8 protein-coding genes, 6 tRNA genes and 1 pseudogene are annotated in these 15,879 nt (G+C 38.8%); 7 read left to right on the plus strand and 8 right to left on the minus strand.

Going from position 1 to position 15,879, the window contains the following annotated elements; genetic code table 11:
- Nucleotides 1-545 precede the first annotated feature (545 nt).
- A complete protein-coding gene (typA, locus tag HMPREF1019_RS07205; protein WP_004317297.1) occupies nucleotides 546-2,348 on the minus strand; it encodes a translational GTPase TypA in 1,803 nt (600 codons plus the stop codon).
- 1,175 nt (nucleotides 2,349-3,523) lie between these two features.
- Here typA and fliK point away from each other — a divergent pair.
- From fliK to HMPREF1019_RS07230, 5 genes and pseudogenes are all read left to right on the plus strand, one after another.
- A pseudogene (gene fliK / locus HMPREF1019_RS10660) lies at nucleotides 3,524-3,910 on the plus strand (flagellar hook-length control protein FliK); the annotation flags it as partial.
- A gap of 8 nt (nucleotides 3,911-3,918) precedes the next feature.
- Nucleotides 3,919-4,626 carry a flagellar basal body rod modification protein gene (locus HMPREF1019_RS07215; RefSeq protein WP_009295055.1) on the plus strand — a complete coding sequence of 236 codons (708 nt, stop codon included), beginning with the start codon at nucleotides 3,919-3,921 and terminating at the stop codon, nucleotides 4,624-4,626.
- 5 nt (nucleotides 4,627-4,631) lie between these two features.
- Nucleotides 4,632-6,233 carry a flagellar hook-basal body complex protein gene (locus HMPREF1019_RS07220; protein ID WP_009295056.1) on the plus strand — a complete coding sequence of 534 codons (1,602 nt, stop codon included), beginning with the start codon at nucleotides 4,632-4,634 and terminating at the stop codon, nucleotides 6,231-6,233.
- A gap of 166 nt (nucleotides 6,234-6,399) precedes the next feature.
- The gene (locus HMPREF1019_RS07225) at nucleotides 6,400-6,969 is read left to right on the plus strand and encodes a membrane protein (RefSeq protein ID WP_009295057.1); all 570 of its coding nucleotides are present in this window, start codon (nucleotides 6,400-6,402) and stop codon (nucleotides 6,967-6,969) included.
- Nucleotides 6,970-6,989: 20 nt separating this feature from the next.
- Nucleotides 6,990-9,431, plus strand: a complete 2,442-nt coding sequence (locus HMPREF1019_RS07230; protein ID WP_009295058.1) for a molybdopterin-dependent oxidoreductase — start codon at nucleotides 6,990-6,992, stop codon at nucleotides 9,429-9,431.
- Between the two features lie 1,354 nt (nucleotides 9,432-10,785).
- Here HMPREF1019_RS07230 and HMPREF1019_RS07235 read toward each other — a convergent pair.
- The 6 genes from HMPREF1019_RS07235 to HMPREF1019_RS09850 form a co-directional block, all read right to left on the minus strand.
- Nucleotides 10,786-10,870: transfer RNA gene (locus tag HMPREF1019_RS07235), tRNA-Leu, on the minus strand.
- Nucleotides 10,871-10,884: 14 nt separating this feature from the next.
- Nucleotides 10,885-10,961 (minus strand) — tRNA-Arg (locus HMPREF1019_RS07240).
- A gap of 15 nt (nucleotides 10,962-10,976) precedes the next feature.
- A tRNA-Arg gene (locus tag HMPREF1019_RS07245) sits at nucleotides 10,977-11,053 on the minus strand.
- 6 nt (nucleotides 11,054-11,059) lie between these two features.
- Nucleotides 11,060-11,136, minus strand: a tRNA-His gene (locus HMPREF1019_RS07250).
- A gap of 9 nt (nucleotides 11,137-11,145) precedes the next feature.
- Nucleotides 11,146-11,223 (minus strand) — tRNA-Pro (locus tag HMPREF1019_RS07255).
- A 360-nt stretch (nucleotides 11,224-11,583) separates the two neighbouring features.
- Nucleotides 11,584-12,096, minus strand: a complete 513-nt coding sequence (locus HMPREF1019_RS09850) for a type II secretion system protein (protein ID WP_009295059.1) — start codon at nucleotides 12,094-12,096, stop codon at nucleotides 11,584-11,586.
- Between the two features lie 152 nt (nucleotides 12,097-12,248).
- Between HMPREF1019_RS09850 and HMPREF1019_RS07265 the strand changes: the two genes are divergently transcribed.
- Together HMPREF1019_RS07265 and HMPREF1019_RS07270 are read left to right on the plus strand one after the other, a co-directional pair.
- Complete coding sequence (locus HMPREF1019_RS07265) at nucleotides 12,249-13,112, plus strand: cytochrome-c peroxidase (RefSeq protein ID WP_009295060.1); 864 nt, start codon at nucleotides 12,249-12,251, stop codon at nucleotides 13,110-13,112.
- Nucleotides 13,113-13,797: 685 nt separating this feature from the next.
- Nucleotides 13,798-15,531, plus strand: a complete 1,734-nt coding sequence (locus tag HMPREF1019_RS07270) for a bifunctional diguanylate cyclase/phosphodiesterase (protein WP_232210187.1) — start codon at nucleotides 13,798-13,800, stop codon at nucleotides 15,529-15,531.
- Nucleotides 15,532-15,741: 210 nt separating this feature from the next.
- On the opposite strand, the gene HMPREF1019_RS07275 is transcribed toward HMPREF1019_RS07270, so the two are convergent.
- Nucleotides 15,742-15,816 (minus strand) — tRNA-Glu (locus HMPREF1019_RS07275).
- Nucleotides 15,817-15,879 lie beyond the last annotated feature (63 nt).

Below are 15,879 nucleotides of genomic sequence, written 5' to 3' on the forward strand. Positions count from 1 at the left end.
AGAAAGTACTAAATTTCATTAAATTTAGCTCATTTGTGCGAACAAAGGCAACACCACTACAATCGCACAAGCAAAATCACTCAAACCACAAATTTAAAAATTTTAGCCACTATCAAAATTTGGATACAAAGATAGTCAAATAAGCAAATTGAACAGCTCTCAAAACCTAAATTTAATCCTTTTGCAAATTCAAAAAAGCAAATTCAATTACCGCAGCTAATTGCGTTTTCACGGGCAAAAATAGTCTTTGTAAAACACAAACTACTCTATAAATTTCTCGTGACGGCATCAGATCATATAAAATTGCTTCTCAAGAATAAATTTACAAATTTGAAGCGCCAGAACAAAAAAACAAAAAGTAGCCTTTATAAATTTACATCACCCAAAAACCCAAATTTTACTAAATTTAGCCAGCACCATTTGGCACGAGCAGATAAATTTACAAAGCAATTTTTTTGCTAGATTATTAAATTTGATTTTTGGATTTTATTTCACTTGCTAGCCCCTTTGGCTGGCACCAAAGGGATTTTGCTAGCAAATTTTGATTATAGTTTTGCTTTTCTTTTGCGCTCTGTTGGGTCTAGATAGCGCTTGCGAACGCGGATATTTATAGGTGTAACCTCGACTAGCTCGTCATCTTCTATCCACTCTAGCGCACGCTCAAGGCTTAGCTTTCTAGGTGGCACAAGTTTGATCGCATCGTCACTGCCACTTGCACGCACGTTTGTTAGGTTTTTGCCTTTGATAGGATTTACATCAAGGTCGTTTGGACGGCTGTGCTCGCCGATGATCATGCCCACATAGACTTTTGCTTGCGGATCAAGAAATAGCACGCCACGATCTTGCAAGTTAAATAGCGAATAAGCAAGCGTTACGCCGTTTTCCATCGAAACTAAAGCGCCGTTTGTTCTGTGCTCGACGGTGCCGCTAAGTGGTCTAAACTCCAAAAAGCTGTGGTTCATAACGCCCTCGCCTTTTGTATCAGTCAAGAACTGGCTTCTAAAGCCGATAAGTCCGCGCGCTGGTATCTCAAATTCGATCCTTGTTTGGCCGTCGCCTGTTGGATTCATAGAGACCATTTCGGCTTTTCTTTTGCCTAGTTTTTCGATGACTGTGCCTGTCGTATCATCAGGCGCATCGATCACTAAAAGCTCGTATGGCTCGCATTTTACGCCGTTTATCTCTTTTACTATGACCTCAGGTCTGCCAAGTAAAAACTCATAGCCCTCGCGGCGCATATTTTCAGCCAAAATGGTGATCTGAAGCTCGCCACGGCCGCTTACTTTAAATTTGCCCTCGCCGATGTTTTCATACTTCATCGCGATATTTGTCTTCATCTCATTTGCAAGGCGCTCATCGATCTTGTTTGATGTGACGTGTTTGCCCTCAGTGCCTGCAAGTGGGCCGTCATTTACAGAAAATACAACACTAAGTGTTGGCTCTTCGATATGGAGCGGATCAAGCGGATGTGGGTTATTTGGATCAACGACGCTATCGCCAACGTCAAGTGCGTCAAAGCCAGCGATCGCTACGATGTCACCAGTGCCAGCCTCGTTTATATCGATCCTGTCAAGTCCCATAAAGCCGATGAGCTTTGAAATTCTACCAGTTGTCTTCGTGCCATCAGCTTTTGCAAGCATGACGTTTTGGTTTTTAGCTATCTTGCCGTTAAAAATCCTCGCGATGCCGATCTTGCCGACGTAGTTGTCATAATCAAGCGTGAAAACTTGAAGCTGAAGTGGGTTCTCGTCACTACCGCTTGGAGCTGGTACGTGAGCTAGGATAGTCTCGAAAAGTGGCTGCATATCTTTGTTTTCGTCGCTTAGTTTTAGCTTTGCGTAGCCATTTTTAGCAGCTGCATAAACGACTGGAAATTCTAGCTGTTCATCATTTGCGTCAAGTGCGACAAAAAGGTCAAAAATTTCATTTATAACGCGGTCTGGATCGCCTGCAGGCTTATCTATCTTATTTACGACGACGATTGGGCGAAGTCCAAGTGAGAGCGCCTTTTTGACGACAAATTTAGTTTGTGGCATAACGCCTTCTTGCGCATCGACAAGTAGTAAAACGCCATCAACCATCTTAAGAACACGCTCTACCTCGCCACCAAAGTCGGCGTGGCCTGGGGTGTCGATGATGTTGATCTTTGTATCTTTGTAGCGAATGGCGGTGTTTTTAGAAAGGATCGTGATGCCACGCTCTCTTTCGATGTCGTTGCTATCCATTACACGCTCGCCAAGGTTTTGATGCTCGTTAAATGTTCCTGACTGCTTCAAAAGCTCATCAACCATTGTTGTCTTACCGTGGTCGACGTGCGCGATAACGGCTATATTTCGTATCTTTTCCAAATGTTTCTCCGTTTATTAGTTTGATATTTTTCGCTTTATCAGTTTTAAAATAGGGGCAGATTATATCCAAATTTTTATAAATTTTAAGCTGATATCAAGAAATTAATTTTTGGAATAGATTTTGCATGTAAGCGTTAAGTTTTTAAATTTAAAGGGATTAAATGCAAGCTTACACAGCGAAAAACAACGTAGATTTGCTAGCTCCTGCGGCTACTAAAAAGCCTGCGGCTGCGAAGAAGTCTCAAAACAACGGCGAGTTTTTGTCGATGGTTTTGGATGCGGCTGCGAGCAAGGCAAATAGCGGTCAAAAGATCACCGAAAAGGATGTCAAAGAGATAGTAAAAACTGTTGATATCCAAAAAGAGACGATAGAAAAGGCGCAAAACGAAAGCGTGGCAAAAATTTCAGCCGCACTTGAAGAAAATTTGGACGAAGATACAAAAAATGAGCTCTATGAAAATGCAAATTTCATGCAGCTTTTGCAAGTTTTAGAAATTCTAAATGGCAATGAAAAAGTAAGCAAATTTCCAAATTTCAGCGACAAAATAGCAAATTTCTTAAGTGTGCCCCAAAATGTCGAAGAGCTTAGCAACGTTAAAAGCGTTAGCGATCTTATCGACCTTGCTAAGAAATTTGACCTTGGCCTTGAAAATATAGAAATTTCAAATGAAGATGTGCCAAAACTAAACGAGATGTTTAAAAATTTGGGCAAGCAGGAATTTTTCACGCCGATAAAGACCGAGGACAAGCATTTTTACCTAAAAGAGCTAAAAAACGAGGTCGAGCAAACTATTATCAAAAACGAGCCAAAAGAGGTCGTAAAGCTTGATACTTTGCTAAAAGAGGTTGTGGCAAATCCAACTGGTGAAGTTAAAAATTTAGTCAAAGAAGAGCCTAAAAAGCTAGATGATAGTGAAGTAAAGCTTGATGATGAGATAGTGGACGTTGAGCCAGATGAGCAGCCAAAAGAGCCAAAAGTAAAGGTAAATTTACACGAGCAAAAGGCGCAAAAAGCCCCAACTCTTGAGTCGCTACTCTTTCCAGAAAGAGAGCAGATGAGCGAGGCTGAGCCAAGCGAGGAGACCTTTAGCAGCGACAATAAATCAGAGCTAAATCAAATGGTAAAAGATATCGCAAACAGCGCTAAACACCAGCTTCAAACAAAGGCGGAGATAAAAGAGACGCTTAGCAACTTCTCTTCTACGCTAAAAGAGCAGGTGCAAAACTACAAAGCGCCGATCACTCGCTTTAACATCACGCTTAATCCGCTAAATTTAGGCGAGGTTGAGATCACGATGGTAAATCGCGGCAATAACTTGCATGTAAATTTTAGCTCGACCACAGCTACGATGAACCTCTTTTTACAAAACCAAGCTGAGTTTAAAAACAGCCTTGTAAATATGGGATTTACCGAGCTTGAAATGAATTTCTCAGATCAAAACCAAAGACAAGAAAAAAGAGAACAAGCAAAGAACAAATATAGCTCAAATCAAAGCGACGAGAGCGAAAACACTCAAGCGGAACAAAGCTTGCTTGAGCTAGTAATACCAAGATATATTTAGGAGAGATTATGGCTTCAGTTTCAGATATAACTACACAAACAACGCAACAAAAAAATGCCGAGAAAAAGGCAAAAGCAAGACAAGACGCTGCAGCTAGCACAGGAACTAATCCAAATGGACAGCTAGATAAAGATGCATTTATGAAGCTACTTTTAACAGAGCTTCAGCACCAAGACCCAACAAGCCCTATGGATACTGAAAAGATGCTAACGCAAACTAGCCAGCTAGCGTCAGTCGAGATGCAAGAAAATACAAACAAAGCGATGAAAGAGCTAGTAAATCAGCTAAAATCAAACGCAAATGCCTACGCTATCTCAGCCCTTGGCAAGATGGTTTCAACTGGCTCAAATGCAGTCACACTAACAGATGAGAAAAAAGATGCAAAATTTGCGCTTTACTTTAAGACAGACCTTGCAAATGGCAAAATCGAGGTCAAAAATGCAAATGGTCAAGTCGTAAGAACAACTGATCTAAATGAGACAAATGCAGGCGTTCATAACCTAGCTTGGGACGGCAAAGACGCGTCTGGCAACCAAGTGCCAAATGGCTCATACACCATTTCAGCGACTTATACTGGCAAAGATGGCAAAGAGTATAAAACACAAGTAGGCAACTACCCAGTCGAGGCGGTGAAATTTGTAGATGGCAAGGCTATGATGAAGGTAGCTGGCGAATACGTTTCAATGGATAAAGTATCTGAATATTACGAGGGCTAAAAGCCATGATGAGAGGTTTTTACAACGGGGTTAGCGGCATAAAGACGCAAAGCTTTGGCATGGATGTTTGGTCAAACAACATCTCAAACATAAACAATGTCGGTTTCAAAGCTTCAATCCCTGAGTTTAAAAATTTGATCAACCAAAACCTAGTCTCGGCTGGCAGTGGCCCAACTAGCGATCAAGTGGGACTTGGAGCTACCAAGCAAACGACTGCGCTTGATATGTCAAATGGTAGCTTTCAAAACACTGATAACAACTTTGACCTTGCCATAGGCGGAGATGGCTTCTTTGGCGTTGTCGATAAAACAGGCAAAAACTACTATACAAGAACAGGCACTTTTGACATAGATGCGGCTGGAAATTTAGTAGATACTAGGGGAAATTTACTCCTTGGCACGCTTGCAAATTTCACTCCGACCACGCCAAGTGCAACCGCTCTTAAAAAATATGGTCAAACCTCAAGCGCCCCACAAGCTTACACGGTCTCGCAAGAGGAGCTAAGTCTGGGCGATCCTGGCTCACAAAAGGGCATAACACTGCCTCATTTTTTATTTATGCCAGCTGAGGCTACTACAAACATCAGCCTAAAAGGCAACCTAAACTCAAGCCGTATAACAGATAAAAAAACGACAGCGCTTGATGCTAGCCAATACGCCTACACGCTTGATAATACAAACAAGACGATCTCACTAAACGGACAGATCCCGCTAAGCACCACATCACTTGGCGCAAAAGCTGGCGACAGCGTGGTCGTAAAAGTAAAAGATGGCGATGGTAAATTTAGCGAGTTTTCAACCACGCTTGAGAGTGACGGCACTTGGCAGATAAACGACAAGAGCCTTAAATTTATGGATTTTGCAAATTTAGAGGTAAATGCTGAAGTCACCTCGCTCGTTGAAGTGCCAAACAAAGAGAAACTAACCTCTGATATCTATAACGCAGACGGTACAAAGAGTTTGGTCACTATAAATTTAACCAAGCAGATCCCTCAAGCTGGCGACCAGACTATCTGGGACGCGGTGGCAACGATAACTGACGCTAGCGGAGCCGTGCAAAACACAGCAATGGGCTCGCTTACATTTAATGGCAGTGGCAGGCTTGTCGCAAATACACTAACAAGCGTTGGCGCCGTAAATTTAAACTTCGAAGGCGACGGCGATGCGGACGTTTATAACGGCATGACAAGCTCAGCAAACGCTAGAAAAGACTTCAACATAAAAAGAGATGGCTACGCTGAGGGGCTACTTTCAAAATATAGCGTCGATGACCGCGGCAACATCATGGCAAATTTCGACAACACTCGAGCATTCCCCGTGGCAAAAGTAGCGCTTTATCACTTTATAAATGATCAAGGCGTGGCAAAGGTTGGCGACAATCTCTATGAAGCCACAGCCAACTCTGGCGAGCCATTTTTTTACAAAAACAAAGCTGGCGAGACTGTCTATGGGGCGCAAATTTTAGCAAACAAGCTTGAGATGAGTAACGTCGATCTTGGTCAAGCACTAAGCGAAGTTATCGTCACGCAAAAGGCCTACGAAGCGAGTGCAAAAAGCATCACTACAAGTGATGAGATGATACAAACTGCTATCCAGATGAAGAAATAATCCTTAAAGTAAATTTGGGCGAGCAATCGCCCTATTTTTATAACTTTAAATTTACTTTATCCCTTTCAAATCCCCTAAAATACTCACTTTTCTCTAAATATAGCAATATAATTTTAAGCGTGCTGGTTATAAAATTCATTTAATTTCTTTTTTTAAGGATTGTCAAATGAAAATGCTATTTTTAGCCCCAGTGCTAGCATGTAGTCTTGCCTTTGGTGCTGATGTGATCGCAAAAGATGCGAACATAACACTTGATGGCAAGATGATCGGTAAGATCGAGGTTTTAACGCCAGTTGAAGTCGTCGAAAAAGGCGATAAAACGAGCAAGATCAAGGTTAGTGGTGTCGTGTCGGCAAACTACTTGGCTCAGCTTCAAAGAAGCGTAGAAGATCCTGAAGTTTTTGTAGCTTTTGATGACGAGAGCGAGACAAATTTCAAAAAAGTAAAAGATCTTGAAGATGACTACGGCGAGGTTTGGTACCAAGTTGATGGGCTTTATGAAGTGCCAAATGACGCGCTTGGTGGCAACAAAAAAGAGCTTTACGCAAAGGCAAAGAAAATTTACGAAGAGACCTGCTCGGCATGTCACAGGCTGCATGAACCAAACAGCTTCACAGCCGCTCAGTGGCCAGCAAATTTATCTGGCATGGTCGATGCTAAATTTGTCGCACTAGATGAAACTGATCTAAATTTAGTGCTTAAATACCTACAACACAATGCCAAAAAAGTAAAATAAATTTTCATAAGGGAGAAAATATGAAAAGACGAGATTTTATAAAATTTTCTGCACTTGCTGCCACAGCAGCGCAGGCAAACAAGATAGAGGGCGTGAGCAAGACCATTTTTGACCAAAACAAAACCTTTGGCGCAAATAGATTTGGGCTATTTTGGGCAAATACCAACTCAAACCAAATCGTCTCTGTTGATCCATTTGAGGGCGATAAATTTCCAAATACCATGAACAACAGCTTGCCAGACCTCATCCAAAACGAAAGCCGCGTGCTCTATCCATACGTAAGAAAGAGCTACCTAAAGGCAAAAGGTGCAGCAAAGAGCGAGCTTCGTGGCAAAGAGGAATTTGTGCGTGTTAGCTGGGACATGGCCCTTGATCTAGCAGCAAAAGCCTTAAAAGAAAATTTTGACAAATATGGCCCTGAGAGCATCTACGGCGAGTGTTACTGGTGGGGCGGTAGCGGCAAGATCAGCTGGGGTAGGACTGTTGGTCACAGGATGCTAAAAGTGCTTGGCGGATACGTCGAAGAGAGCGGCGACTACTCAACTGGAGCTGGTCTTGTCATCATGCCTCACGTTTTAGGCAACAGCGCCGTTTATGATGCTCCGACAAAGTGGGAGGCTATCGCTAAAAACGCTAAAAATGTTGTATTTTGGGGCACTGACCCACTTGTAACTGGTCAAATTTCATGGCAGCCAACAACACATGATGGCTATCTTGGCATCAAAAAGATAAAAGAGGCAGGTATAAAAACTTATAGCGTTTGCGTCTTTAAAAACGACACCACAAGATACCTTGGCTCTGAAGCTATCATCGTTCGTCCAAATACCGACGTAGCAATGATGCTTGGCATGTGCCACTATCTATATGAAAACAAGCTTTATGACGAGGAATTTATCAAAAAATACACAGTTGGCTTTAATAAATTTAAAGACTACCTACTTGGCACAACCGACAAGGTGGTAAAAGATATCAACTGGGCGAGCAAAATTTGTGGCGTAAAAGCTGAGGATATCGCTAAATTTGCAACAGCACTTGCAAAAGAGCCAAGTGTCATAATCGCAGGCAGGTCGCTTCAAAGACAAGATCACGGCGAGATGAGCTTTTGGGGCATAGTAACACTTAGTGCGATGCTAGGTCAGATAGGCAAAGAGGGTCTTGGATTTGAGTTTAACCTCAACTACGCAAATGGCGCTACAGACAAGATCGCTCCGTCGCTAAAAGGCATCAGCACCAGCATCAGCGAGAAATACGACAACGTAGATGGCGCTCCTTGGAAGAAATTTAAAAACGTCACCATCCCATCTTCAAGATCGATCGAGGCTTTGCAAAACCCTGGCAAAGAGATAGACTATGACGGCTCAAAGATCAAGCTACCACACATGAGAGTGGCTTACATGGCGTCTGGATCGATGTTTACAAGGCATCAGGATGTAAATAACGCCGTAAAAGCATGGCGTAAATTTGACACCGTAATAACCGCTGAGCCATTTTGGACAAGCACAGCAAAACTAAGCGACATCGTCTTGCCAGTAGCCCTTGAAGTCGAGAGAAACGACATCAACCAAAGCGTGCCTACAAACGAATACATCGTAGCTTACAAGCCTGTTGTTGAGCCTATGGGCGAGAGCAGGAGCGATTACTGGATCTGCTCACAAATCTGCAAACGCTGGGGCAGAGAAGAGGTCTTTACAGAGGGCAAAGATGAGCTTGGCTGGGCGAAAGAATTTTACGCAGACGCAGCTGAGCAAGCTAAAGGCATAAATGTCAAGATGCCAAGCTTTGATGATTTTTGGAAAGAGGGATATGTTAGATTTGAGCAAGATGACGAAGCTAGCAGATACTACACAAGGCTTAGTGCTTTTAGAGAAAATCCTCACAAAAACCGCCTAGGCACGCCATCTGGCAAGATAGAGCTCTACTCTCCAACTATCGCTAAATTTGGCTACAAAGACTTTGCACCGCACGTTGCTTGGATCGAGCCGTTTGAGTGGCTTGGCAGCGAAAAGGCTAAAAAGTATCCATTTAGCGTCACAACCCCACACTCAAGATACCGCCTCCACTCACAGCTAAATAACTCAATAATCAGAAACTACGCTGAAGTATGCGCACGCGAGCCAATGCTAATAAACGTAAATGACGCCAAAGCAAAAGGCATAGCAACTGGCGACGTGGTGAGAGTATTTAACGACAGGGGCGAAATTTTAGTTGGTGCGCTTGTCACTGACATCATCCCAGAGCACGTCATCGCCATCTGCGAGGGTGCATGGTACGATCCTGAAGTGCTAGGCGAAAAGAGCCTTTGCAAGCACGGCTGCGTCAATGTCCTAACTCGCGACAAAGGCACATCTAGCATCGCTCAAAGCAACTGCGGACACACAATCCTTGTAAATTTAGAAAAATATAAAGGCGAGATCAAACCAATCACTGCATTTTCTAAACCAAAAATTTTGCAATCTTTGTAGAATTTATATAAATTTAGCCCTCGCTTGGGGGCTAAATTTGATCATTTGCTGCTTTTAATCAAAATTATCTTGTTATTTAATTTGATCCATAGTTAGTCAATCAACCTGCCCTAAAGCGCTAAATATCACTTATTAAAAACAACTGGCGCTAGAATTTATCTATAAAACCAAAATGATCACTACTAAATTTAAATTTTGCAAATTTAGGCACGCTTTATCGCCTGATCAAAAGGCCACTAAGCAAACAAATTTCTATATCTTTAAAAAAGGCAAACTGCTACCCTGAAGTGCTTTTGGTTCAAGATGATTGCAGAGTAAATTTCAAAGTTAGTGTAAATTTGGCTAAAAATTTGCTAGTAAAATTTTAGATTTAAGTCTGAAGCGATTAAATTTCGCCGTAAATTTTCGTGCTGCTAAGTTTTCTCGTCAAATTTAATGAGAGAAGAGCAATCAACCAACTCCATTGTCGCTAGTTCTTAAAACACTGCAAGCGACACAAGGAAACCATTTTCTAATTTTCTACTAGCATAAATTCACAATTCACCCTGTTTTTACTCTTTAAATTTAGCTCAAGATACAAATTTACTAGTAGAATTTAGCTCCAGAAATGTTTAAAATTAGGCGCAAATTTCTATTTATGGTCAAATTTAGTAAGCGCATACAAACCATAGCTATCCTCTATTATCACGAGCCTTCAAGAATATTGCCGGCATATAATCCGCAAAAGAAAGATATTTCTCAGATAGCTTAAATTTAGTGCTTTCATAGTCATTTTTTCATTTTAGTGTTACAGCAGCAAGAGAAAATGGCTCCTTAAGATGACATATTTGCTTTTAAACTCGAAAATAGTACCACGCTTTACAACCATATATTTTATTGTTACAGGCACTAAAAAGCTCTTTAAAACAAGATATTTACTTTGATTTATCTCACAAAAAGACACAAATAACACTACTAGCAAAAAAACAAACCCTACATCTTGTCACCATTTTACAGGCAACTATCAAGCTCGCATTTACACCAATAGATCTTTCTGTCCCGCGCTGATTGATCTTGTTTAAGCCAAAAGTATGTTATAAAATTCGTCAAAAATGGCTCAAAATAGTTCATCAAGCCCACCAGCGCGCGTCTTTAAACGTTACTAAAAACGGCAACCTCGACACTACCGCACTTGCTCTAGGTTTTTATTATCTATTTATTTCTAATGGCGTAAGAATTTGATCTATAAATTTTATAAATTTAATGCAGATTGTTTGATAAGTGAAAATTTCTACTAAATTTTAAATAAGCAAATTTGATAAATTCAAATGAAAATCGAGTTTTTGATAATTTTAAAAATGGAGTTTAAAAAAGATGGTGCGGATGAGAGGACTTGAACCTCCACGCCGTGGGGCACCAGATCCTAAGTCTGGCGTGTCTGCCAATTTCACCACATCCGCACAACAATAATAAGTGGTACGCCCATCAGGATTCGAACCTGAGGCCTACGGCTTAGAAGGCCGTTGCTCTATCCAGCTGAGCTATGAGCGCATAAAGTCTTTCAAGTGGCGCGCCCGATAGGAGTCGAACCCATAACCTACAGATCCGAAGTCTGTCGCTCTATCCAATTGAGCTACGAGCGCCCAAAATGGGGTGAGTGATGGGAATCGAACCCACGACCCTCAGGACCACAATCTGATGCTCTAACCGACTGAGCTACACTCACCATTTAACATGGTCGGGGTGAAAGGATTCGAACCTTCGGCCCTCTGGTCCCAAACCAGATGCGCTAACCAGACTGCGCTACACCCCGCCTGAGTCGTGTTTGTAAGTTTATGCCACTACCTCATTAAAAAGTCGCATTTTATCTAAAAATATTATTCTTGTCAAGGAAAGAATAGTTTTTGTGTTTAATTTTATAATTTTTTATGTATTTCCAAAATGGCTTTAACTCTTAAATTACTATATTTTATTGCGTTTTGAAATAATTTAATAATCTTTAACACTATAATAAATACTTCTTATCCAGTGTATTAAATTTAGATGATTATCTAATAATTCTATTAATTACAATACAAAACAATATACTAAAAACCCAATAATTAGTTGTAAAAATATTAGGCATAGAGACTTATTATAAGTTTTATCCGTAAAAAACTTCTTAGAGCAATGACTAGAATGCTACACTAAGACCGCTAACAGGATATTCTCCAGTTTCACTTTCTTTTTCAACACCAGCTGCATTTATATATTTAAATTGATTATTTAATAATTTTTCGATACCTTTATTGCCTAATATTTTAAGACAAAGACTATCGTTTTGGTTTGCTCCTTTTTCAACTTTTATAACAGCAGGTTTTCCTTTGGTATCACCGGTATCGGTTACAAAATCTACCAAAGTAAATTTTATACATTTTTTGCCAGCAGCTGTCATATCAGCTATTTTTTTATTATTACCATCAATCTCTAATGGTACATTTGTCATTTGGCTTATATCAGAAGAAAATTTACCTTGTGATGTATAATATGTAGTTAAATCAGAGAGAAGGGTTTGAATATTTGCTGTAACCTTAGCTATTTCAGCATCATCTCTTGTTGCAGTTAGTCTTGGAACAGCAACTGTAGCTAGTAATCCTAAAATAACTATTACAAATATTAATTCAATCATTGAAAAACCTTTTCTCATGTTTACTCCTTAAACTAATTTGTATTTATTATACATTCTTTTAAGCAAATAAACACTTATTTTAATGATTTTATTTACAAATTAATCAATTTGTTATCCAAAAAGATATTTTAAGATATAATGATAAGCTAGTTAAAGATATGGAGATTTTAGTGAAAAAAATTTTATTTTGTTTACTGATGTTTTATTGTACTTTGATAGCAAATACCTCTTTTGAGCCTGTGCTTTCATCAGAATACGATGAGAAAAAGGCTTACATAGGCAAGAAACTCTTCTTTGACAAAAGATTAAGCACAAAAGAAAACTACTCTTGCGAAACTTGTCATAACTTATACTGGAACTTAAGTGGATCAAATTCGTCTCTAACTAGTCAAAAGGGGGTATTAAATCCACCAAGCGTGCTAAATGCTGCTTTAAATTTTATGTTTTTTGTTGATGGTCGAGCCAGAAGTCTAAAAGAACAAGTAAGCGAATCTATAATATCAAGAAATGAACTAAATTCAAATCAAAACGATATAGTTGAAAAAGTAAAAAACATAAGTGAATATGTAGTATTATTTAAGAGTGCATTTAATGATGGAGTAAACTATGAAAATATAGTAAGCGTATTAGTTGAATTTGAAAAAGCTGTTTTAAGTATTGACTCTCCTTTTGATGAATATTTAGCAGGTAATAATGATGCCATAAGTTTAAAAGCAAAAAAAGGATTTCAGCTATTTACGAAAGTAGGCTGTATAGCTTGTCACACTGGTAGAAATATAGGCGGAAATTTAATGCAACGTGTTGGGTTGAAAGACGCCAATGACATTAAACGCCTTTCACGCGTACCATCACTTAGAAATGTAGCAAGAACAGCCCCTTACCTAAGTAGTGGTGACATGAATGATCTAAAGGAGGTCATAAGCTTTGTAAGCTATCATCAACTACTTCACGCTTTAAATAATGAAGAGATTGAACAAATTTATCAATTTCTGCTAACACTAAACGGACGCAAGCCTAGGATATTAAATGAATAATAAACAAGCAAACCTTTTCTTAAAAGCCTTAATTATTTTAATAATAATATTTATATGTAGTGCGACTTACATTTATAAAGTAAATCAAACAATGAATATTATTGGTAAATTTAACGATACTATTTTAAATCTTATACTAATAAACAATAGATTGAAATTTACACTAGAAAATAATATACTTCGTCTAAACTATGATAACGTAAATAAAGACCTAATAAATTTTGATAGCAATTTAAGTAAACTTAATAAATTAAATAGTCTCATTCAAATCTTTCAAACAGAAAAAAGCTCTAAGTTTTTAAAGAACTTAAATGATGACTTTACTAGAAAAAGAAGACTAGTAGATAGATCGAACTATGCTAGTTCGTCTATGGCGACTTATATAATTTCAAGCGAGTTTGAAATAAATACAGAACAAAAATTTACTCCACTTAATGGAATATTTTATGCGATAAAAAGCACAGCTATAATTAATCCAGCAACATTAAACCAAACAGAAGAACAAATAAAAAAATATAAAGATCTCTATAAAAATGATTCAAAGGCAATATTGATATTAGATAAAGCCTCTTTTGCACTAGATTTTGCAAAAAGCCTAAACACAATAGCAGAAGAATCAAACAACATAGAACTTTGGAAAAATTTAAAAAATTTTAGAGAATACACTCTTGCATCTCATATGACAATGCTTCGTAATGTCGTAATCGCCCAATTCTTATGTCTAATAAGTTTTACATTTATATGTATATTGTTTTTTTATCAATCAAAAGCGATCAAACGTCATCTAAAAAAAATAAAACTTTTAGAAGATACTATAGATACCGCATATAGCTCAGTAATTTTTTGTGATACTAACAACAAATTTTTATATGTCAATAAAACTTTTGAAACAAAAACAGGTTATAAGATGCGTGATCTTATTGGTAGAACACCTAGTATTTTAAAATCAAATATGCACCCAGAGAGCTTTTACGCTGAGATAAAAAATGCTATAAAAAACCATATCTCTTGGGAAAGTGAAGAACTGATAAGCAGAACAAGAAACGGAAATTTGATTTATGAAAAAGTGCGTTTTGCGCCATTTTTCTTTGAGGGCAAGCTAGAGGGCTACATGGCTATAAAGCTTGATAGGACAAAAGAATTTAATATACTTGCTGAGCTAACTCAAAAAAATGAGCAGATAAAAATTCAATCCTCAATCGACAAGCTAACTGGCTTTGGAAACTATTTTGCTCTGACTGAGATGATAGAGGCGAAAAAAGATGGAATTGTGATCAGCATAAGCATCAAAAACTATAAGATGCTGCGATTTTTCTACCAAAACAAGGTCATCGAAGCCATGCTAAAAGCGGTGGCAAATACGCTAAAACTCTGCGTTGATACCTACTCTATAAATGCTGAGCTATTTAGGTTTCAAGATGATGCGTTTTACATCTGGTATCAAGGCGATGACATCGTTAGAGATATCGGCTTTATAAAAGAGTATTTTAACTTTAGCAGGATGAATATCGAGATAGATGGTAAATTTGAAAACCTACCTGGCATCAAGATAACTCTTGGCGTCTCTTTGTCAAATGACACACCGCAAACAAACCGCCTAATGCAGTCAATCCTAGCCAATCAACAAGCAAGTGATAGCGGCAACGAAATCTACTACTACTTAGAAAATGACGCGATCGAGATGAGATACTATAAAAACCAACTCATAACCGAACTCATCGAGTACGCCCTAGAAAACGACAAGGTGATAGTCGAGTGTCAGGGAATTTTTAACGTGCATGAAAATGAGACAGAGGCTAAATACTACGAAGTTTTGGTGCGCATAGTCGATCAAAACGGCAAGGTCCGCTACCCAGGCGAGTTTTTAGAGATCGCGATGAAAACGCAACTTTATCTTCAGATAACAAAAAAAGTGATCGCCCTAGCCTTTGATCTAGTGAAAAAATATCCAGACTATACGTTTTCTATCAACCTTTCAAGCTCGGATCTAACTGATCCAGGTGTTAGAGAAATTTTAGATGAAAAGCTAGAGAGCTGCCCAGATCCTAGTAGAGTTTGCTTTGAGATGCTAGAGAGCGAAGAGCTTAGCGACTACGGCATGGCAAATGAATTTATAAAAAGAGCTAAGAAATATGGATGTAAAATCTCAATCGACGACTTTGGCTCTGGCTACTCTAACTACTACCGAATTTTAGAGCTTGATATAGACAACATCAAGATAGATGGCTCGATCATCAAAAAGCTACCAACCGATGAAAACGCAAGGGTTTTGGTCGAGGCTATCGTGAGCTTTGCAAGAAGACAAGGCTATAAGATAGTGGCTGAGTTTGTGAGCAACGAAGAAATTTTAGAATATATAAAGAAATTTGGAATTTCGTATGCGCAGGGATTTTTACTAGGCAAGCCACATCAGATGTAAATTTCGCAGTTAATTTAGAGCCTTTTAAAGGGCTAAATTTAACTGCTTTTTGCTTTTATACTTGCAAGAAACCTCTTTTTAAATTTTGCTAGACGTGAAATTTGATCTCTTTTTATAAAACGAAAATTTAAGAACTTGTTTTTAGAAAGCTTGAAATTTGGATTAACTAGATTTTAAAGCTTATGTGGATAAGATTTTGACTTTTAGAAGTGGTGACCCATACGAGACTCGAACTCGTGTTACCGCCGTGAAAGGGCGATGTCCTAACCGCTAGACGAATGGGCCACGGTCGGTTATGAAGTTGGGATTATATTATTTTTTAACTTAAATTTATATAAAAGGACAAAT

It is taken from the genome of Campylobacter sp. 10_1_50, from assembly GCF_000238755.1.
GTDB lineage: Bacteria > Campylobacterota > Campylobacteria > Campylobacterales > Campylobacteraceae > Campylobacter_A > Campylobacter_A concisus_R.

Excerpts from the sequence above, each read along its gene's own strand:
- HMPREF1019_RS07230 (WP_009295058.1), top strand. The coding sequence starts at position 6,990 with ATGAAAAGACGAGATTTTATAAAATTTTCTGCACTTGCTGCCACAGCA.
- HMPREF1019_RS07220 (WP_009295056.1), top strand. The coding sequence starts at position 4,632 with ATGATGAGAGGTTTTTACAACGGGGTTAGCGGCATAAAGACGCAAAGC.
- HMPREF1019_RS09850 (WP_009295059.1), bottom strand. The coding sequence starts at position 12,096 with ATGAGAAAAGGTTTTTCAATGATTGAATTAATATTTGTAATAGTTATT.
- HMPREF1019_RS07270 (WP_232210187.1), top strand. The coding sequence starts at position 13,798 with ATGCTTCGTAATGTCGTAATCGCCCAATTCTTATGTCTAATAAGTTTT.
- HMPREF1019_RS07215 (WP_009295055.1), top strand. The coding sequence starts at position 3,919 with ATGGCTTCAGTTTCAGATATAACTACACAAACAACGCAACAAAAAAAT.
- HMPREF1019_RS07225 (WP_009295057.1), top strand. The coding sequence starts at position 6,400 with ATGAAAATGCTATTTTTAGCCCCAGTGCTAGCATGTAGTCTTGCCTTT.